The sequence below is a fragment of the Saccharicrinis aurantiacus genome (assembly GCF_001660705.2).
Lineage (GTDB): Bacteria > Bacteroidota > Bacteroidia > Bacteroidales > Marinilabiliaceae > Saccharicrinis > Saccharicrinis aurantiacus.
The window spans coordinates 69,028-90,534 of record NZ_LYBV02000035.1 but is presented as its reverse complement, the minus strand read 5'-3'; the positions used below and the strand labels follow the sequence as shown (position 1 = coordinate 90,534).

At 33.8% G+C, this 21,507-nt stretch carries 18 protein-coding genes and 1 riboswitch; of the genes, 7 read left to right on the top strand and 11 right to left on the bottom strand.

Going from position 1 to position 21,507, the window contains the following annotated elements; translation table 11 throughout:
* Positions 1-110 precede the first annotated feature (110 nt).
* The gene (locus A8B35_RS18285; protein WP_245820817.1) at positions 111-542 is read left to right on the top strand and encodes a hypothetical protein; all 432 of its coding nucleotides are present in this window, start codon (positions 111-113) and stop codon (positions 540-542) included.
* Between the two features lie 54 nt (positions 543-596).
* The gene (locus A8B35_RS18280) at positions 597-3,659 is read left to right on the top strand and encodes an ATP-binding cassette domain-containing protein (RefSeq protein WP_075603643.1); all 3,063 of its coding nucleotides are present in this window, start codon (positions 597-599) and stop codon (positions 3,657-3,659) included.
* On the opposite strand, the gene A8B35_RS18275 is transcribed toward A8B35_RS18280, so the two are convergent.
* Both A8B35_RS18275 and A8B35_RS18270 read right to left on the bottom strand, forming a co-directional pair.
* The gene (locus A8B35_RS18275; protein WP_075603642.1) at positions 3,656-4,933 is read right to left on the bottom strand and encodes a cryptochrome/photolyase family protein; all 1,278 of its coding nucleotides are present in this window, start codon (positions 4,931-4,933) and stop codon (positions 3,656-3,658) included. The two genes, A8B35_RS18280 and A8B35_RS18275, sit on opposite strands and share 4 nt — an antisense overlap.
* A gap of 15 nt (positions 4,934-4,948) precedes the next feature.
* The gene (locus A8B35_RS18270; RefSeq protein ID WP_075603641.1) at positions 4,949-5,500 is read right to left on the bottom strand and encodes a glutathione peroxidase; all 552 of its coding nucleotides are present in this window, start codon (positions 5,498-5,500) and stop codon (positions 4,949-4,951) included.
* Positions 5,501-5,671: 171 nt separating this feature from the next.
* Here A8B35_RS18270 and A8B35_RS18265 point away from each other — a divergent pair, with 171 nt between their 5' ends.
* Positions 5,672-6,106 (top strand): FKBP-type peptidyl-prolyl cis-trans isomerase, encoded by a 435-nt coding sequence (locus tag A8B35_RS18265; RefSeq protein WP_075603640.1) that lies wholly within the window; start codon positions 5,672-5,674, stop codon positions 6,104-6,106.
* A 109-nt stretch (positions 6,107-6,215) separates the two neighbouring features.
* On the opposite strand, the gene A8B35_RS18260 is transcribed toward A8B35_RS18265, so the two are convergent.
* From A8B35_RS18260 to pyrB, 6 genes are all read right to left on the bottom strand, one after another.
* Entirely contained in the window at positions 6,216-7,217 is a 1,002-nt protein-coding gene (locus A8B35_RS18260; protein WP_075603639.1) for an ABC transporter ATP-binding protein, read from the bottom strand.
* A 12-nt stretch (positions 7,218-7,229) separates the two neighbouring features.
* Positions 7,230-8,276 carry an iron ABC transporter permease gene (locus A8B35_RS18255; protein ID WP_075603638.1) on the bottom strand — a complete coding sequence of 349 codons (1,047 nt, stop codon included), beginning with the start codon at positions 8,274-8,276 and terminating at the stop codon, positions 7,230-7,232.
* 1 nt (position 8,277) lies between these two features.
* Positions 8,278-9,411 carry an ABC transporter substrate-binding protein gene (locus tag A8B35_RS18250; protein WP_075603637.1) on the bottom strand — a complete coding sequence of 378 codons (1,134 nt, stop codon included), beginning with the start codon at positions 9,409-9,411 and terminating at the stop codon, positions 8,278-8,280.
* A 24-nt stretch (positions 9,412-9,435) separates the two neighbouring features.
* A riboswitch (cobalamin riboswitch) is annotated at positions 9,436-9,641 on the bottom strand.
* Positions 9,642-9,720: 79 nt separating this feature from the next.
* A complete protein-coding gene (locus A8B35_RS18245) occupies positions 9,721-10,308 on the bottom strand; it encodes a flavin reductase family protein (protein ID WP_075603636.1) in 588 nt (195 codons plus the stop codon).
* Positions 10,309-10,420: 112 nt separating this feature from the next.
* Entirely contained in the window at positions 10,421-10,879 is a 459-nt protein-coding gene (gene pyrI / locus A8B35_RS18240; protein ID WP_083634517.1) for an aspartate carbamoyltransferase regulatory subunit, read from the bottom strand.
* Between the two features lie 16 nt (positions 10,880-10,895).
* Complete coding sequence (pyrB, locus tag A8B35_RS18235) at positions 10,896-11,804, bottom strand: aspartate carbamoyltransferase (protein ID WP_075603634.1); 909 nt, start codon at positions 11,802-11,804, stop codon at positions 10,896-10,898.
* Positions 11,805-12,194: 390 nt separating this feature from the next.
* Between pyrB and A8B35_RS18230 the strand changes: the two genes are divergently transcribed.
* Complete coding sequence (locus A8B35_RS18230; RefSeq protein WP_075603633.1) at positions 12,195-13,079, top strand: DMT family transporter; 885 nt, start codon at positions 12,195-12,197, stop codon at positions 13,077-13,079.
* An 89-nt stretch (positions 13,080-13,168) separates the two neighbouring features.
* Here A8B35_RS18230 and A8B35_RS18225 read toward each other — a convergent pair whose 3' ends face one another.
* The 3 genes from A8B35_RS18225 to A8B35_RS18215 all read right to left on the bottom strand — a co-directional run bounded on the left by A8B35_RS18225 (position 13,169) and on the right by A8B35_RS18215 (position 17,259).
* The gene (locus A8B35_RS18225) at positions 13,169-14,350 is read right to left on the bottom strand and encodes a MalY/PatB family protein (RefSeq protein ID WP_075603632.1); all 1,182 of its coding nucleotides are present in this window, start codon (positions 14,348-14,350) and stop codon (positions 13,169-13,171) included.
* 139 nt (positions 14,351-14,489) lie between these two features.
* On the bottom strand, positions 14,490-14,936 hold the full coding sequence (locus tag A8B35_RS18220; RefSeq protein ID WP_075603631.1) for a hypothetical protein: 447 nt from the start codon (positions 14,934-14,936) through the stop codon (positions 14,490-14,492).
* 442 nt (positions 14,937-15,378) lie between these two features.
* Entirely contained in the window at positions 15,379-17,259 is a 1,881-nt protein-coding gene (locus tag A8B35_RS18215) for an alpha-1,3-galactosidase-related protein (protein WP_075603630.1), read from the bottom strand.
* Between the two features lie 315 nt (positions 17,260-17,574).
* On the opposite strand from A8B35_RS18215, the gene A8B35_RS18210 reads away from it, so the two are divergent.
* The 3 genes from A8B35_RS18210 (at position 17,575) to A8B35_RS18200 (ending at position 21,315) form a co-directional block, all read left to right on the top strand.
* Positions 17,575-18,567: a sugar ABC transporter substrate-binding protein gene (locus A8B35_RS18210; protein ID WP_075603629.1), complete on the top strand. Its 993-nt coding sequence runs from the start codon at positions 17,575-17,577 to the stop codon at positions 18,565-18,567.
* Positions 18,568-18,803: 236 nt separating this feature from the next.
* The gene (locus tag A8B35_RS18205; protein WP_075603628.1) at positions 18,804-19,457 is read left to right on the top strand and encodes a tetratricopeptide repeat protein; all 654 of its coding nucleotides are present in this window, start codon (positions 18,804-18,806) and stop codon (positions 19,455-19,457) included.
* Between the two features lie 172 nt (positions 19,458-19,629).
* A complete protein-coding gene (locus A8B35_RS18200; protein WP_075603627.1) occupies positions 19,630-21,315 on the top strand; it encodes a mechanosensitive ion channel family protein in 1,686 nt (561 codons plus the stop codon).
* Positions 21,316-21,507 lie beyond the last annotated feature (192 nt).

The window sequence follows — 21,507 nt, the reverse complement described above, 5'->3', positions numbered from 1 at the left end:
ATGATTTATAACCCAACGAACTTTTAATAAATAACTAAATACTGATTAATCAAATGCCTCATTTATAAAGAATAAAACAACTTTATAAATGAAGCTAAAATCAAATAATTATGAAAAAATCCATTTCATTATTAATATTAACGGTAGCATTTTTTTTACTACCCATATCGAATATCAATAGCCAAGACGACCCTTTTAAAGCCTGTAAAGAACAAATTAGTTCAGATTTCATTTTAAATAGTCAACCCTTACAAGCATTCTTAACTGGTGATGAAGTAGCCGAATTTAAAACTACATTCTTAAGCGGAAGTGTTTACCGCATTTCGGCATGTTCGGCCTCAGAAGAGCCAATTTTATTTTCAGTTTACGATACCAATCATAACTTATTATTTTCAAATTCAGATTATCAAAATGCCAAGTATTGGGATTTTAAAATGGCTGGTTCAATGGAATGTATTATTGAAGCAAGACTTGATGAATCTCAAAAATCATCAGGAATGGCTTTATTGTATATTGGTTTCCAAAAATTAGATGAAGAATAAATAACAGCATTATTTGCCACTTGGTAAATCAAAAGGGTTTTAGAATAATTTTGAATGAGTGAAGAAATATTAAAGGCTTTAGTACAGTTATTTGCTTTAATTGCATTCCCGAATAAAGAAAATAACCAAAGGCGCGAAATCGTAAAAGTATTTCTTAATAATCAACTTAATAGTAGCACAACTAAAGAGTATCTTAGACTTTATGAGAAACACTATCTAGTTCATGCTGCAAAATTAGAGCGACTCCAAAAAAAAGATCCACTTAAACCGAGTTTAACTGCCAACTCGGTTAAAGCTTTACGTATAGCAAAAGCTATTAATAAAGAACTTACTCACTTTCAGAAACTTATTGTAACAATAAGACTAATTGAATTTCTTAAAAAAGGAATTGATATCAGTAGTTACGAAAGGGATTTTATAAAAACAGTATCCGAATCTTTTAATATTAGTAATGAGGAATTTCTACTCATTGAACATTTTGTTATTGATGATTTTAGCAATCCCTTCGACAATAAAAACATACTGTTAGTTAACAAATTAGATTACTCCAAATTCAAACATTCCAAGCATCTAAACATAAGCCTACTACAAAGTGAAATTCAAGTTGCTAATATTACATCGGGTAATGTATTTCTACTTAAAGCAGAGCAAGGAACTGAACTTACCATTAATGGGCAATTAGCTAATTCTGATAGGATTCATGTAATAAAACCAGGTAGTTCTGTTAGAGTTAAAAACCTTGAACCTATTTACTATAGTGATATCGTAAATAAATTTAACACAGATAACCTTCATCAATCATTTAATTTTGAGGCAAAAGATATAAGCTACCTATATCCCAACAATAATAATGGGATACAAAAGATGTCATTTCAAGCCGAATGTGGCAATCTTGTTGGTATAATGGGCAGTAGCGGCGCCGGTAAAAGTACATTGATAAATGTTCTGAGTGGCATTAATTCACCTCAATCAGGAACGGTGTCAATTAGCGGAATTGATATCAATAAAGAAAAAGAAAAGGTAAATGGTTTAATAGGATATGTCTCTCAGGATGATCTTTTAATGGAGGAATTAACTGTTTATCAGAATTTATACTACAACGCCAAACTTTGTTTTGATAGTTATTCGGAGTTTCACATTAAGAAAAAAGTATTAAACCTATTAAACTCCCTTGGATTGTTTGAAACCAAGGACATGGTTGTTGGGTCTCCTCTTAATAAAAAGATTAGTGGTGGTCAACGCAAACGATTAAACATAGCTCTTGAACTAATAAGGGAACCTGCAGTTCTTTTTCTGGACGAACCAACATCGGGTCTATCCTCAAGAGACTCGGAAAACATTATCGACTTATTAAAAGAGTTAAGCTTAAAAGGGAAATTAGTATTTGTAGTTATACACCAACCTTCAAGCGATATTTTTAAAATGTTTAATCAGCTTTTAGTAGTTGATACGGGTGGTTATCTCGCCTACGAAGGCGACCCTATTGAAAGTATAAATTACTTCAAATCGAACATAAACCTGGCTAACCGCGAAGAAAATGAATGTAGCAAATGTGGTAATGTAAACCCAGAGCAGATTCTAAATATTATATCGGCTAATGTTGTTGATGAATATGGAAGTTTTACGCAGAAAAGAAAGCGGGAACCCCAGGAGTGGTATGATTTATTTAAGTCCAAACTACAAAAACAGAGCGATAATAAATCTGTTGTACTCCCATCTATATCTTTTAAGATTCCGAATAAACTGAAGCAATTTCTAGTATTCGTTAAGCGCGATGTATTATCAAAAATTTCAAACACACAGTATTTACTAATTAACCTAATAGAAACACCTATACTAGCAGTAATACTAGCCACAATAATAAAATACTATAACATAGATGAAACTACTGATAGTTCCTATGTATTTCAAAACAACCCCAATATTATAGTATATATAATAATGGCTGTTATTATTGCCATATTTGTTGGTCTTACGGTTAGTGCCGAAGAAATTATTCGCGACAAAAAAATACTGAAACGAGAGAAATTCCTGAACCTAAGTCGCCTAAGTTATCTCCTTTCAAAGGTGTTCATCTTAAGTATCATCTCTGCTATTCAAACTTTACTATTTGTTGTTGTAGGAAATTCAATTATCGAGCTCAAAGGACTATTCTGGGAATATTGGATTATACTTTTTAGCTGTTCTATTTTCGCCAATTTACTTGGGTTAAACATTTCAGATAGCTTTAAAAATGCCGTTAATATTTACATTACGATTCCTTTTTTAATAATACCCCAAATCATTTTATCCGGAGTTTTTATTAGCTACGATAAGCTAAATCCTAAACTATCAGATCCTGATATTGTACCTTGGTTTGGTGAGATTATAACTGCTCGATGGGCTTTTGAAGCATTAAGTGTTGATCAATTCATTAACAATAAGTATGAAAGAAACTTTTATGTTTACGATAAAATTAAAAGCAAAGCACAATTTAAAAAAGAGTTTTGGATTCCTTTGTTAGAAGCTAAAGTAACTGCAGCTGATAAAGCATATACAAATAAAAACACGCAATTATTAGGCTCTATATTAAGCTTGATACAGGATGAAATTATAAAAGAGGAAAAAAAATCAAAGACTGAATCAAATTTTATTTCTCTACTTAATACTGATGATTATAATAGCGAAGTCTCAGCCTCAGTTAATGATTACTTAGAGAGGAAAAAAGGTTTCTATAAACGACTTTTTAATAATACAGATATTGTTCTCGATCAAAAAAGGAAAGATATTATTAAGGCTTCGTCAATAGAAGATTTTAATAAACTTAAAAGAGATTATACCAATACTGAATTGAATCGATTTGTAACAAACAGTAATGATATTTTCACCAATAAAATTATTGAGCATAAAAATAGATTAATTCAGAAATCTGATCCTATTTACAAAGAGCCTGAACCTGGCTTTATTAAAGCACATTTCTTAAGTCCATTTAAAAGGTTTGGTAATTTAAAAGTAGATACATTAGTAATGAATACTATTATTATTTGGTTTTTGAACATAACACTGTTTATTACCCTGTACTTTGGTTTCACCAAATACATTATTAATAAGATAAGTAAGGTATTTAAACGCAACTAGCACAACAGCTCCTTTTTATACTTCTCAATAGCTCTTTTTCTTGCAAACGAATGTTCTATTATAGGCTTTGGGTATTTGTCTGTTCCTAGCTCAGGAACCCATTTCTTAACATACTCTAAATCCTTATCGAACTTCTTCAATTGAGTCTCGGGGTTAAAAACCCTGAAATAAGGTGCAGCATCACAACCGGTTCCTGCAGCCCATTGCCAATTACCATTATTTGAAGCCAACTCATAATCTAGTAGTTTTTGCGCAAAATAAGCCTCTCCCCATTTCCAATCAATTAAAAGATGTTTACACAAAAAGCCGGCAGTTACCATCCTTACTCTATTGTGCATATAACCTGTTGCATTAAGCTCTCGCATACCTGCGTCGACTAACGGGTAACCAGTTAATCCTAATTGCCAACGTTCAAAATCATTAGTCTCATTTAGCCATGTTATACCATCATACTTTCTTCTAAAATTATGATGTACAATATTCGGATGATGAAATAGAACTTGAATAAAGAATTCGCGCCAAATTAACTCACTAATAAAAACCTCATTATCAGTGGGTATCTGATTTAACACTTGCCTAATACTTATTGTACCAAAACGGAGGTGCACACCTAGCTTACTTGTGGCATTCAGAATCGGATAATCGCGATGAATTGCATAGTTATCTAATGCATTAATGTTATAATCTTCAACACAAATTCTGGATATTTTAAATCCAATATCCTCAATAAGAGGGAAAGGAAACGAAACTGGGCAGAAATTATCGAACTGAATATTAGGCAAAATGCGAACACCGTTATATTCCGAAAGCCATTTATTCTTATAGGGAGTATAAACAGTATAAGGATTTCCATCAGCCTTTACAATCTCATATTTTTCAAATATAACATGATCTTTAAAAGGAAAAACATCTACTCCTTTACTTAAGGCAAGGGAGTAGAGGTTTAAATCTCTATCAATGGCATACGGTTCGTAATCTTTATTATAATAGATCGAATCTACGTCATATTCGTTAAGCAGCGATTCCCAAACTTTGTGTACATCGCCTTTTAATACTAATAATGAGGAATTGTATTTTTTTAGTTGCTGATGTATCTTCTTTAAATTATTATAGATAAAAGTAACTCGCGAATCATCTCGGGGCAATTCATTCAAAATAGCGTCATCGAAAATAAAAACCGTGATTACATTCTTTTTTTCGGCAAGAGCAGAATACAATGCAGTATTATCTTCTAAGCGTAAATCACGTCTAAACCAAAAGAAAGAATGCTTCATTACAATAATATTTTTTTAATTACTTTTTATCCAATCAATTATCTCATCCGAATCAGGTTTAGTTTTTGGCGAAATCACCTTTACTAAATGCCCTTCTTCATCAATTAAATATTTCTGAAAATTCCATTTAACATTGCTATCCTCTACCCCATTTAACGATTTTTGCGTAAGCCATTTGTATACTGGGGCCATATCATCACCTTTAACCGAAATCTTTGACATCATTGTAAAATCAACCCCATAGTTAAGTGTACAAAACTCTCTAATTTCTTCTGCTGATCCGGGCTCTTGTTTCATAAAATTATTCGCCGGAAATCCGATGATTTCAAAATCATCACCACCATACTTCTCGTACAAAGCTTGCAGCCCTTCATATTGTGGAGTTAAGCCGCACTTTGAGGCTGTATTTACTACCAACACTTTTTTCCCTTTAAGTTGTGATAGCGAATACTCTTCCCCTTCAAGGGTTTTTACAGTATAATCGTAAAAAGATTTTTGTGCTGAAATTCCTCCAATAGATAAGAATAGAATAAGCAGTAACAGTATTGTTTTATTTACTTGTAACATAAAATTTAAATTATTTTTTAAGTCTTAACCCTTAATGTTTATTTATAATAGCCAAACGGTATAGTTGGCGTATTGTTCTATTAAAATATGCCTGCTACAACAATTAAATTCTAATACAATAAAATTGAGGATTAAGGATATTTGCTATTTTTGTTATCCTAAATTTAAACAATGGCAAGAGGAGGAAAAGGAAAGAAACCAAGTGGAGGTTCTGCTGGACAAAACAGAAAAAAATCGGAAGAATTTTTAGAACAGAATCTTAAAAAAGCAAATATAATTGAAACCGATACTGGTTTACAATACGAAATAATAAAAACGGGAGATGGACCTAAACCTGATGCCGAAAGTATAGTCACCGTTCATCAGCGTGCCATGCTACTAGGTGGCAAAATGTTAGATGATACGTATAAGGAAAATTCCACAATGGAATTTAAACTAAACGAGGTGATTGAAGGCTACCAAGAGGGTTTAATGATGATGAATGTGGGTTCGCGCCATCGTTTTTTTGTGCCGCCTGAGTTAGGCTGGGGTAAAAAAGGATCTGGTGGAAGAATTGGGCCTTATGCGGTTGTTATTTTCGATGTAACATTGGTTGAGTTTTATTAATCATTGCTTGATAGTGGATCTAGAATGGATCAATTCATCAACTTTGAACAAGTAAATAATTACCTGGTCAGGAATATTACAAAGTATTAAATGAAAGTCCTTTTGAGCTTTATAATTGTTCAATTAAGGACTGAATACTTTGATGATTTTGGGATAAACCAGTTTTTGTTAATTGATACTCTATCTCTGCATTGTCGTCTTTACGTAATTCTACTTTTAAATCATTTGATTCATTAGAATCTATGTAGCCAATTCTATTGAGCGCCTTTTCTAACCAGCATCGCTCAATGCCCTCACCTACAATTTGAATTGGTTTTTGTACTGATTTATGAAATTTAAAATTACCTGCATGCTTATCAAAATGAATTCCATCACGTTCAAAGAAATCATTAAAATCGTTGGAAAGCACTAAATCCTCAGGTACACCCTCTGTTAGTTTCCTATCAGGGCCAATAAGCCAAATTTTATCTGCAATTTGTAAAGCCATCTCCAAATCATGCGTACTCAATAAGATGCCTCTATTATGGTCTCGGGATAATTGTAAGAGCAATTGCATGATTTCTATTTTTGCAGGAAAATCGAGAAAAGCTGTTGGCTCATCAAGAATAATAAAAGGCGTTTCTTGAACCAAGGCTTTCGCAATCATTGCCTTTTGCCTTTCGCCATCGCTCATCTTATCAATACTCTTATGCGCAAATTTAGCTAAGCCAACGGCTTTTATTGCATCATAAACCTTTTGTACATCCGTATCGGTAAGCTTTCCAAAGAATCCTGTATAAGGAGTTCGCCCTAAACCTACCAATTCAAAAACCGTTAAGTTAGGAACTGAAATTCGCTCAGTAAGAACAACACTTACCAACTTTGCTTTCTTCTGTTCATTTAAATTTTCAATACGCTCTTTTCCAAACCAAACCTCCCCCTCTACCTTAGGTAAAAAACCCGATATGGTTTTAATCAATGTTGATTTTCCTGCCCCATTAGGGCCTAACAAACAAGTAAATTCTCCGGCATTTACAGATACATTAATATCAGAATGAAGTGCATCATCTTTAGAGTACCCAACCGATAGGTTTACTAATGAAAGTAATTGCTGCTTTGTAGTTTTATTCATCACTTTCTAAAATTAATCAACTAATCTTCGTCTACGGAGTATTACAGAAACCACGATAGGCGCACCAATTAACGAGGTTACTGCATTTATTGGGAGGGTTCCGTCGAAACCTGGCAGGCGAGCAATAACATTGCATAATAAAGCTAAAGCCGCTCCAAAAATCATAACCGCAGGTACTAAAACAGAGTGATCAGCAGTTTTAAACAAGTTTTTTGTCATATGCGGCACAGCCAAACCCAAAAAAGCAACAGGCCCACAAAATGCAGTAATAGTAGCAGTAAGCATGCCTACAACAATGAGAATATGCAAACGCGAGCGCTTAACATTGAGACCCAAATTGGCGGCATAGTTCTCGCCTAGTAAATATATATTTAGTGGCTTAATTAGAAACAGAGATGCCAACAAGCTAAGTGTGATTACGGGTATAAAAACCTGATGTTTTTCCCATGATACATTTCCGAATGAGCCTAATCCCCATACTACATATGCTTGTATGTCATCCTTGGTACTAAAAAATTGCATTAAACCAACTAAGGCATTCGAAGCATATCCAACCATAATACCCACAATAAGTAACATGGCATTATTTTTTAGCTTTCGAGCTAAAAACAAAACCATAAACAAAATTACCATTGCGCCAACAAATGCTGCCATTGTTACTGTTACTGATCCGAATACGCCGAATGCACTCAAAGCCGTTCCGTTTATGGCACCCATCAATAGTACAACTACAGCAACACCTAAACCCGCACCCGCACTAATACCAAGTATAGAAGGACCTGCCAAAGGATTTCTGAATAAGGTTTGCATTTGCAGTCCACCTACTGCTAAACCTGCTCCTGCAAAGGCTGCGGTTAACGACTGTGGTAAACGTGTATTAAATAATATATTGTGCCATTTTTCTTTTTCAATGCCCATACCGACTAGCCATTTAAGCACTTTTTCGGCAGGTATATAAACTGAGCCCAAGGATATATTTATTACAAATAAAGCCAGCAACAGAAATAGTAACAAGCCAAAAATTACACTCTTTTTATTTTTTGTATCAATAGCTTGCATATTACTCTTTAGTCATCATTTTATAATAACGTGGCATATAATTAGGTAATAAATTAGGGTGAAAAACTTTAACCATATCACTTAAAACAACATCGGGCTCTAGCAACCCCTTTTCATAAAAAAGTGATTTACTCGTATTTGAGAAAAATACCTTCCTATTCTTGAAGGCATCAAAATCTTTATAACGAACATCTTCATCTGTTAAGGCTTCATAAGAGTAATTTCCGTTGTAATTTACCAACAACACCCAATAATCGGCCTCTGCCCCTGAATTATAAACGGTTTCGAAATCGTAACTTAAAGAACCAGTACCCGGCCTATCCTTAAAAATATAATCTGCACCTGCATCAGCATAATAATTTGCATTGTAACTTTGCGCTGCTGCTGCATACCAAACCCCTTGGTATATTTTACCACTTACAACCGTTGGTTTATCGGTCAATTCTTGGGTTAATGACTTTACATTATTATAACGTTGTGCAATATTATGTACCTCATCAATTGCTTCTTGTTCCTTATTAAAGAAGGCAGCAACATATACCAACCACTCTACTCTACCAAGCGGTGTATTTTCGAGATAACTGCTATTCATCGCCAGCTTAATTCCTGCCTGTCGGATTGGACCGTAAAAATCCTCCTTAAAAGGAGAAATCATCATAACATTTGGATCAATATCAATGAGTAACTCTAAATCAGGCGCAAAGGCGGTGCCTATATTACGTACTGCACCGGTCTTTAATCCGTTTACTACTGTAGGATTACTAACATATTGAGGTTCGGCCATGCCCACAAGTGCATCCATAGCCCCCTCAATTTTATCGGCATAACTAATTTGAGTTGATGCAACAGCAACCCATCGCTTTAAGGGTACCTGGATGGCATCTATATTTTTCTTCAGATATTCAGAGGAGGAGGATAAAACAATTTGATGCTTCGGAGCAGCATCGTCCCATGGGTCATTTACCTCAACAATTTTGTAATCCTGAAAATACTTTATTACAAACTGCTTTGCATAAGTAGGCACGTATACTGAGTCTGGCTCAACATCAACTGTGCTACTATTTGTTTTTTTTGAGGAGTTAGTGCAGGATAATAAGGCACTAAAAATCACTAATACTAAAATACTTTTACTCATTATTTCTTCTATTTCCCGAAAGGTGAATGAATGCTGATAATAGCAGGTTTTCCGACTTTCATTTATGAGCACCTTCCCGATATATCAGTGGTTAACGCTCGCCATACTTGGTTGATTACGGCTGCGGGTACAGTTCCTGAATTCTGTTTTTACAGTCACAGGATTCCCTAGATTTTTCAATCATTACCTATTATCTTTTCGCTTGCAAAACTACATTATTCTTTTCAATGCAACAATTCTTTGCTATGATCTATTCTACTGGTAGTACAACATAAATAGAGTATTTATATTTTACTGAGCAATAGCAGCTTATTTCTTTGTTTTTTTCTTCTTCTTTTTTTGAACTGAGAAACCAAATTTTCCCAACTTATCCCCCACCTCGAAATAGTGCCCATGGGAATAGCAAATAGGGTTTGCGCTATCCAATGAAAAAGCACCTGTTTCATCATCAAGATATTTATCATCGGCTTTAACATTAACTATCTCGGCCATAAACATATCATGCGTTCCCAATTCAATAACTTGAGTTACTTTACATTCAAGGCTAATGGGTGATTCCTCAATAATTGGAGCTTTTACAATGCTTGCCTTACCTGCAGTAAGTTTCATTTCTTTAAACTTATCGTACTTCCTTCCTGATTTTACACCGCACCAATCCGTAGCATAAGCCAAATCTTTAGTGGTTAAATTAATTACAAACTCTTTAGTTTCCATTAGAATTGCATGAGAGTGACGGGCTTTTCTCACTGAAATATAACACATAGCTGGATCGGAACAGATGGTCCCTGTCCAAGCAATTGTTATAATGTTATAATTCTCGGGTTTATCACCTACAGTTACCATTACTGCGGGCAATGGGTAAACCATGTTCCCAGGTCGCCAATCAACTTTAGCCATATTTACTTGTGTTTAATGCGCTGCAAAAATAGTACAGGGAAATTTTAGTATCAACAAAAACTCCCACAATAATAAATATCATGGGAGTTACAATGTATTTCTTGTTCGGATCTTATATGATTTCCAGATGTTCTTCAGTGGTAATTTTTTCGCAATAATGGCATTTATAAGCCAAAGGTTCTTTTTCAACCAACAATAATCGTGTAGTTACCTCTTGGTTATTTGTGATGCATTTAGGATTAAAACAACGTGCAATACCAATAATCTCAGATTCGATATGAACTAGCTTTTTTTCAACTACCTCATAATCCTTAATTATATTTAGCCGAGCCTCTTTTGCAACAAGAGCAATTTTATTAATCTCATCATCCTTAAAAAACTTATCTGCAACCTTAATAATAGCTTTTTTTCCAAACTTGCTACTTCCCAGGTTCGTTCCAAAAGTAATCAGGTTACTACAGTTATCTAAACCTAGTATGCGAATCACTTTAAAAAGGTATTCAGCAGGAATATGATCAATTACAGTTCCCTCTTGTATTGCGCTTACGCTTAATTCTTTCTTTGTGCTCATCATTAAATTTTAACTGTTATACCAAACCTAAAATAGAAGCAATAATTGCCATACGTGCGTAAACACCATTCTCTGCTTGCTCAAAATAATATGCTTTCGGATTACTATCTACATCCGTATTTATCTCGTTAACACGAGGCAGTGGATGAAGAATTCGCAAGTTATCTTTAGTATTATCAAGCATCGAATTTCTAAGGATATAGATATTTTTCACCTTCTCATATTCCATTGGATCAACAAAGCGCTCTTGTTGAACTCTAGTCATATATAATATATCTGCCTTGGAGATGATATCCGTAAATTCAGAATGTTCGTAGTAGGGAATTCCCTTTGAGTCGAGCCAAATTTTATACTCATCAGGCATTTTTAATTCATCGGGTGCAATAAAATTAAATTTAGGATTAAAGTGCGACATGGCTTGCAGCAAGGAATGAACGGTTCGACCATACTTTAAATCACCTACCATAAAAATATTTAAATCCTCTAATGTACCTTGCGTTTTTTGAATAGAATACAAATCCAAAAGCGTTTGTGTTGGGTGCTGATTGGCTCCATCACCTGCATTAATAATAGGCACTGAAGATTGCTCTGAGGCATATCGCGCACTTCCTTCTAATGGATGACGCATAACAATTAAATCAGCATAGTTACTTACCATTTTTATGGTATCGTTAAGCGTTTCTCCTTTTGTAGTTGATGAAGACGAAGCATCACTAAAACCAATAACCCTGCCACCTAAGCGGTTTATAGCAGTTTCAAAGCTAAGACGTGTACGTGTTGATGGCTCAAAAAATAAACTAGCCACAACCTTTCCTTTTAATAAATCCTGATTAGGTTCTTTTTCAAAACGAGCTGCTAATTCTACGACTTTTAAAATTTCCTCTTTCGAGAAGTCGTTGATAGAAACTAAACTTAAATCCTTCATTTATATTGTATTTAATACTTTCAATATTTTTAAAATGCCAGAATTTAGAGCAAAAAAAAGACCTGAATTACAGGCCTACATATTAAATAATACCAAAATTGATAGCAAATACATAAGTACTGAATGTATTAGTATTACAATTATCTATTTTGGATGTTATTATCATTTCTCTCATTCCAAAAATTAAAGGTAATACATTTATTAAATTTTTATATTCTTTTTATTCAAAAAAAATAGGGCCTCATACCAATACAAACTATATCAAGGTATTATAAAAGCATGATTTTTGACAAGGTTGAACATTCAATGTAAATGTATATTTGCAAAATTATTCATAACAAGTAGAGTTTAGGTCATTAGCTAGATTCTGCCTTTTAATAAAGCATTACTTTGAAGAATTCATTACGAAATAGTTTAATTCTTTTACATTTTATTGTATTCATATACGGATTCACAGCAATACTAGGTAAGCTTATTACCTTAGATGCTATACAAATTGTGTGGTATAGAATGCTGTTTGCAATAGTTGGACTTTTCGTATACCTACGCTTTAAAAAGCTAGATATTTCAATTAGCAAAAAACAAATTATTAAGCTCTTAGGAATAGGAATAGTTGTAGCACTGCATTGGATCACCTTTTTTCATGCCATTAAAATTAGCAATGTATCAGTAACTCTTGGCACGCTGTCATCAGGCACATTGTTCGCGAGTATACTAGAGCCCTTGTTCTTCCGAACTAAAATAAAACGATTAGAGGTATTGATTGGTGTTATAATAATTGCTGGCTTATACCTTATATTCAGATATGAATTACAATATGTAAACGGAATAATTGTTGCGCTTATTTCAACGGTATTGGCTACCACATTCACTATCCTTAATAAATCGTTTACTCACAAAGTTGCCCCGAGTATTATTAGTTTCTATGAAATGATTGGCGGCTTTATTGGCATCAGTTTATATATTGCCCTAAAAGGAAATTTTAATAGACACTTTTTTGAAGTGAGCACAAACGACTTAGTTTACCTACTTATTTTAGGTATTGTTTGTACTGCATTTGCCTTTGCTGCAAGTGTTGATGTGATGAAGGTTGTATCTGCCTACACGGTAGTATTATCCATTAATATGGAGCCTGTTTACGGAATTATATTAGCCTTTCTGTTCTTTGGTGATTCAGAATATATGTCATCCGGATTTTACCTTGGAACAATAATCATATTATTATCTGTTTTCTGTTACCCGATGTATAAAAAAAGAATTGGCCAAAAGGCATGATGCTTCACCAATGCACATTTTGACCAATATTGTATTTTTAAAATATTATAGCGAATAGCTAGAAGTACTATTTAGCAATAAGTCATAATTTACTTCTTATAAACTTCGTTTCGTACTTTTAGTATTCTATTCAAACCTTCTTCAACCATGAATTTAGGCGAGGCAATATTCATTCTTTGATAACCCTTGCCTTCAGCGCCAAACGAAACACCATCATTCAAGCCCACTTTACCAATTTCAATCATGGCCTTTTTTAATTTAGATTGCGGTAAACCCCAGGCCTTAAAATTAAACCACAATAAATAAGTTGCCTCAGGAACCACGAAGCCCACTTCTGGCATATGCTCCTTAATAAAGGCATCTACCATTAGTATATTTTCTTCTAAGTAAGCTTTCATTTCTTTAAGCCATGCATCACCATTATTATAGGCTGCTTCTAAAGCTACTCCACCAAAAAGATTACCCATGTGCATTTGTAAACCCACTAACCTCTTATGAAACTGTGTTCTTACCTTTTTATCGGTAATTACAGCATATGCCGTTGAAAAACCCGCAATATTAAAGGTTTTACTTGGCGCCATGCAAGTAATTATTTGGTGTGCGTACTCTGGAAATTCATTGGCCAACACAATGTGTTTATTGCCAAATAAGCACAAATCGCTGTGTATTTCATCAGATACAATCATTACATCATTGTCTGAACAAATTTTCACGATACGCGCAAGCTCATCACGCTTCCATGCCCTTCCTACAGGATTATGCGGGTTAGAGAAAACAAACATTTTTGTTTTAGGATCTTGAGCTAACTCTTCTAAGTTTTCAAAATCTATATTATAATACCCATCTGTTTCAACTAAATTATTCTTCAGTAATACTCTATCATTATCTGTTACTATAGAATAGAAAGGTGGATATACAGGGGTTTGTATAATTATTTTGTCTTCAGGATTGGTGAATTCATGAATGGCCACAACAATTGCCGGTAATACTCCGGGCGTAAACTCAATGGTTTCATTTCCTACTTGCCAACTATGCATTCTACTGAGCCAAGATGTAATTGCGTTTGAAAAATCATCTTTACGGATTGTATACCCATAAATATCATGATCTACTCTTTGCGCTAAAGCTTCTTGAACTTCTTTTGGGGCAGCAAAGTCCATATCAGCTACCCAAAGGGGCAATACGTCGTTTGTGCCAAAATAAGCATCTCGCAAATCTAGTTTATAAGAATCGGTACCCTCTCTATTTATTATCCTATCAAAGTTGTGCATGTTTCAAATATTTTATCCTACAAAAGAACTAAATTACCATTAGATATATAGCATACAAAGGTACTATATATCCTATTAAAATTGTATAAATAAAAAAAGGAGACCTAAGCCTCCTTTACATATCTTAAAAATACTAATGTTATTTAAACAAAAACATCATGCGTCTTTGGGTATCAGGAATACCAATAACATTATTGATATAATCTTGCTTGTTTACAAGCTCTCCTTTTTGAATATAACCTTCGCCAAACGGCATTTCAGTACCCCAAGAACCTGACATTATTTTTTTATCAAAATCAGTTACCTTAACAATGGTATGAACCCCTACTGTTATAAAGCAACTTGAATATGTTTTAGCCTCAGCAAGCGACTCTTTTACATTTTCTTTAGTGAGTACAATTGACTTACTGGCTTGCTCACTTGCTTTTTTGTTGAAACTTGAAATTGGAGAATTTTTACTTAATTCAGCAGCTTCAAAGCTTACTACTCCTTTTACAAACTCTGCAATAACCTCATCTTTTGCAGATTGAGCATTAATAGATATTGCAATACACATGATTGCTAATACTGATAAAAATTTTCTCATAAGTATAATTATTGTTTATTAAAACTGCGACAAATATAGTATTTTGCTTTTAAGACAAGCTATAATATGAGGTCCTAATTAAGTTCAACTTCATTAGTTTTTTGATGTAGGCAGGACTTAAATACATAATAAACTGATATTAGATTTGTTATAAACGATACCAATTAGGACATAACAAAATATCTATAAAAAAGATAATAGGTATTATTATAGATTTTATACTAACATGTGCTTGGCCCGAAGACGGAGTGTGAGCGATTGAAACGGCATCCTTTGTGAGCCCATTATGGCGAAGCAAAGATATAGTGCAAAGCGCGACCTGCAAGGGCACACCCTAATCACTAGATAGCATTGGATCGGAATTTTAATGAAAAGTAAAGCCATAAAAAAGCGAGTTACCCAGAGTGGATAACTCGCTTAACTTACTTTATTAAGGTACTTTTTATTTGAACTTTAATTTACCGCTTTTACCATCGGTATGTAAAATTTCTTTAGCATTACCTTTGTAGCTATTCTTTTTGAATACTACATTTTTAGACGACTCAACAATAATAGCTGGTCTATCGCTATGAAGCTGCGGAAATGTACCTGAATTTGTTATGGTATTTCCTTCGAATGTAAAACCATCGGTATTCTTAACCTCTAAAATTAAATTATCGTATTGATTAAAGGTGTTGTTGCTAATGGTAATATCTTTAAATGCAATATTCTCATTATCGTCGTCGGTTTCTAACTGAATAACTGCTTTACCTTTGCTTCCGTGAACACAATCTTGAAACACGTTATTTGTAATAACTAGGTTAGATGCGCTACCCGATTCGTACCAAAATCCGCTTTCAACAGGAACAAGAATGGCACTCATATGCGTATGGAAGAAATTATTGGTAACTAAAGTTTTACGAGGCGTTGAAATTAATAAACCACGTGCTCTGTTACCATTAATTTCGCAATCTCTTACTGTAACTTCTGGATACGCATCGAGGTTTTCGATTAGATCACCGGCCTTAATATTAGCTGGCAATTTTTCGTTAAATGTTACCAAATGGTAGCGTCCGTTTAACTTTTGAATTGATTTAAGCGTTAACTTATTGTATGGAAAAAACGAATCGCTTAATCGTACCAAACCTATTGTATCGTTAGGACGACCAATGGAAAACATTTGCTGCTCAAAGTGTCCTACGTGAATTCCGATGGTGTGCTCATCAATAATATCCATCACTTTTTGATAAGTTCCGTGCACGTTAAGAGCATCGTCCATTTGGCAACGCAATTCGCAATTCTTTAATTCAACTTTACCTCTACACCCCACAAAGTGAGTTGCATCTGCCGAGGCACTTAAAACGCGTCCTTTGGCAGGGATAGTGTTAAATCCATCAAGTGTAATATTTTCACTATTCTCGCAAATTAATCCCATTCCACCAGCATGATGAACCGTAACAGATTGTATGTTTAAATCATAGGTTCCGGTAACTCTAAACGCAGGAGCAATACGATTATCGCCTTTTTTACCCTTACTTACTAATACTGCACCAACGGGAGGCACTTCTCTCTTCATTTTACTAAAACGAATAACACCTGGCTTAATCTCCTTTGCATTCATTTTACTTTCAAGTCCTAGTCGAGAATGAAAAGGGGTACGAGGATCATTTTCATATTTATAAGATAACTTATCAATATTAAATTGCTTAGCCGTTTTTGAATTGAGCTCAACAGGTAAGTAAGACTCGTTTTTATACAAAATAGCTTCACGCTTAGGATCAAAGAATATACACTGTCCTATTGTATGTTCGTAATAAGGATGCACAAAATGTACTTGCCCATTTCTGATCTCGTAAGGATAATCAGAAGAATACTCAATATCAACAGTTTTCGCTTTTGGATCATTTGCAACTACTGTACCTTCAGAATGGAAAGGGTTCTTCCAATCAACCGATAAATTTTTAACGGTAATATTCTTTCCCCCTTCAATAATAAAAGGAATCATTAAACCATGAAAGATAAATTCAGAACCTTGTCCGTCAATGGTAATATTTTCAAAGTCGATTAAAGGAAATGCCGTTCGAGTAACCACATCTTCGTGGTTAGAAATGTAACAAAACATCTCTAAAGCTTTTTCAGGATAAAAATGGTAAACCCCTTTTTCAAATTTAATTTCGGTAATACCGTTTTCCTTTGCCAATAGTACCTCTTTTAATACATGGGGACTTGCATCTCCCTTTACATCTGTTTTTATTAAAACCGTACTTTTTTCATTAGGATTATTGGCCGAAACCAACAGTGTAAAACCTAAAAACAAAGTCATTACTAAGCTTATATACTTCATGAATTATTTAGTTTTATTTAGAATTATCAAATCACTGCTACAATGATCTAAAAAATACTATAACAAGCTTATTCTATCCGTAATATAATTGTGTCTGCCTGTACACGACACGTGCAAACACATTAATATTACCCTGTAGTTCAAGTAATATACCCACGTTTAGCTTAATCAGCTGGCATTACAAAAAAATAGACGGCTCAACTAAATTTATATTTCAATTGACATAATTATTTCATACCTTAAAGTAGTTCCGAGGCGTTTGCCTGTTCTCCCTTAATAATTGACTTAATACTTCACCTTCTAAAATTTAGTATCATGAAAAGTCTCTCTCAAATTTTAATGCTAAGTCTCTCAATATTTTTATTGAGTTGTGAAATGAAACCTACAATCGGATTTTTAGTTGCCAATTTAGAACAAGAAAGGTGGCAAAAAGATATCGATAATTTTAAAGCCAACGTGGAAGATCTTGGTGGTATTGCTATAGTTGCTGTAGCAGATTCTGATGAAAAAGTTCAATATGAACAAGCCTTAAAAATGATTGCTGATGGCGTTGATGTTTTGGTTGTTGTACCAGTAAACAGAACCAAGGCTTGTGAAATTGTTAAAACGGCTCATAAAAACAGTATTCCTGTAATTTCTTACGATCGCCTTATTAAAAATTGTAATCTGGACTACCACATTTCAACTGATAATATTGGTATTGGTGAATTACAAGCAAATTATCTCACAAAAATTAAGCCTAGCGGTAAATATGGCATTATTGGTGGTGCAACTACTGATAACAATGCGTATTTATTAAAACTTGGCCAAATGAACGTTCTTCAACCTTTAATTGATAATGGGTCTATAGAAATAATATTTGATTCATACACCAAACATTGGAGCATCCATGAAGGGTATGAGATGACAAATAAATATTTGCAAGAATCAGAAGATATTGATGCTATTATTGCTGGCAATGATGATTTGGCATCTGGTGCTATATCGGCATTAAAAGAACACAACCTTGAGGGCAAAGTGCTTGTTGCAGGTCAGGATGCAGATATTGAGGCCATTAAAAACATTGTCATCGGAAATCAGACAATAACTATTTATAAGCCTATTGAATCCTTATCATATGCCGCTGCGGATGCTGCTATTAAAATAAGTAAAGGGATAGCTCCAAGCAATGGCAGTGTAACTGTAAATAATGGCAAACGCTTGGTTCCGGCTATTTTATTACAAGCCCAGATTGTGAACAAGCAAAATATTGAAATGACAGTAATCTCTGAAGGTTTTATAAAAAAGGAAGAGATTAAGAAAAGATAGAAGTACACTATTCATTCAATATCAATATATAAGTATATAATAATAAATACCTTAATTTTAATTGGCGGGTAGTACAGATACAATGGCACACTTATTGATTTGTTACCGTGTAATAAATAATGAGTTTATAAACTTACATTTGGTGCGTAATTATAAGTGTTTTTTAAAAAAACTATTATTTTTACGGACTTAAATTTAAACTCTGTAAAAAAACAATTAAAATTAATATTTAAGTTATGAAGTACATTTTATCATTAACATTATTATTATTTACAGTATTAGGTACTACAGTTGCTCAAGATGAGAAGAGTGCTGCAGAATTGAAAAATGAAGGTAATGCTGCTTTAAAAGCAAAAGATTATAAAACAGCATTGGATTCATATGAAGCTGCAATTGCATCATGGGATGCTGAAGGTGAGGAAGTTGACCCTGCAACTGTATACAACACAGCAACGTGTGCGTACAAGTTAAAAATGAATGACAAAGCGTTTAAGTATTATACCACGGCTCAAGAGGCAGGATATAAAGGTGATGCTTGCTATTATTACCAATACAAAATTCATAAAGCCAATGGTAATACAGAGGAAATGACCAAAACATTACAAGCTGGTATTGAAAATTTCCCTAATGGTAAGTATGCTAGTGCAATGAAAAAAGAATTAGCAAAGCCATTAGTTGTTAAAGCTAAAGGTCATTACGAGAAAGCTCAAGCTAAATTAAATGCTAGAACATCTGACAATGCTGATCAATGGCCTGCTTTAAAAGCAGCTTCAGTTGAAGAGTGTGACAAAGCAATTGCTTTTTGTGATGAAGCATTAGCTATTTATGCTAATGACAAAAATGCGAAAGCAATTAAAGCTGGTTGTACTTCTTTAAAAAGTGCAGAATAGATCTGAACTATAATATTTTATAAAAGAGCGTTTAAGTATATCTTAAACGCTCTTTTTTTATGCCTAATATTTTAAAACCAAATATCCACCCAAACCTGCACCACTAGATATTATGGGAAATAAATGATATATTGATGGTATGTCATTTGAATTCTAATTTACCTAAATCACGATGCATAAATACCTTCTACTTCTTTGTTTACTTTTACTACAATATACGAGCAATGCACAAAGTTCAGATAGCGCTTTTCAGGCGCAATACCAAGCAACTAAAGAGCGTATCAATAAGCTAAAGGCAAACAAAGAAGCCTTCCCTGTGGTAATTGAGGGAGATACAGTTTTTAATATCTACGAAAAAGGTTCCTCGAGCTCCATTGCTCAACATGCCCATTTTTGTGCCAATAGATTTAATACCATATTAAAACACGACATCTTTTACAAAGATTCTCTTACTGTTGCTGATAGCCTTAACTACATACTGATAAAATATGGGCACATCACCTTAACGGAGTTTAGCGAAATTACAAAAGAGAAATTAAAAGCCAGTAAAGCAGATATCTCGAAAGGCTATATTAAAAAGATTAGTGCTTACCTTGATAAAGCTCAACCAAAACTATTAAGGGTGAAAATTATAAAAGCAGTGCTATTTGCAGCCCTGTTTATTCTACTTTTCATAGGATTAAAAAGACTCTTTATTTGGACAAAAAAACTGATTAAGCGAAATGACAAATACATATATAAGCTCACCCGCTTATTTAAAATGTACCGTTTAAAAGAAGAGGATAAAGAAAATGCCATTAATAGCCTTATTAAAGTAATTACCTGGGTTTATTATTTTACTGTTGGTTTCCTTATTTATGTAATGCTTCCTGCCTTCTTAAGTATATTTCACTATACTAGCGAAGTTGGCGAACAAGTATTTGGTTATATCATCGATCCTTTTTTCGACTTTCTACAGGTATTTATTGCCTACATCCCTACCCTAATTAAAATTATTATTATACTCATCATATTCAGAGCATTCTTAAAGCTCCTTAACTTCTTTTTTAACGAACTAAAAGGTGGTAACATCAATATAAAAGGCTTTTACAAAGAGTGGGCAACACCAACAAGTAATATCATTAAGTTTATCCTTTACGCATTCTTACTCACCATTATATTTCCGTTATTACCAGGTTCAGGTTCTGAAGTTTTTAAAGGAGTAACCGTTTTTGTGGGACTGCTATTATCTCTTGGGTCAACATCCGTTATTTCAAACGGACTAAGCGGCATTATCATGACCTATATGCGCCCTTTCAAACTTGGCGATAGAATTGAAGTAGATACCATTACAGGCATTGTTGTTCAGAAAAACTTATTAATTACCAGAGTGAGAACGCCAAAAAATGTGATTATTACTATCCCTAACTCTAAAATACTTTCAGGTCATAGTAAAAACTATACCACAGCAGCCGAACGATCTAACCTTATTATTCATTGTACCATAACAATCGGTTATGATGTGGATTGGCGTATTGTGCATCAATTATTATTAAGCGCTGCAAAAAATACCAATGGCGTTATTGAGCAATCGGGCAAAGAATCTTTTGTACTTCAGAAGAGCTTAGATGATTTTTATGTGGCTTATGAGATAAACGCATACATTGCACAAGCTGATAAGTATATCGGAATTCAATCAGAACTTTATAGAAACATACTTGATGCCTTTAACAAGGCAGATGTAGAAATTATGTCGCCACATTACCAAAGTATCCGTGATGGTAGTGATATTACTATACCAACCGAGAAGTTTGAAGAAAAGAGTGAAGAGAGTTTAAACATTAATGATAAGATTAATAAGAAAACTGAGGGAGAATAATACGCATTATGATTCCCCTCTCTCCGACCCTTTTGTAAAACAATTAACATTATAGCTCAACTTATTATTCATTTGCTCACAGAAACTATACACACTTGTATTTAGTATTGATATAAATTAATGCTTAACTCTCAATTTATATTGTTAAACGAATCCTATTCGAGGTATTTTTTCTATTTTCGAAACGAAGAA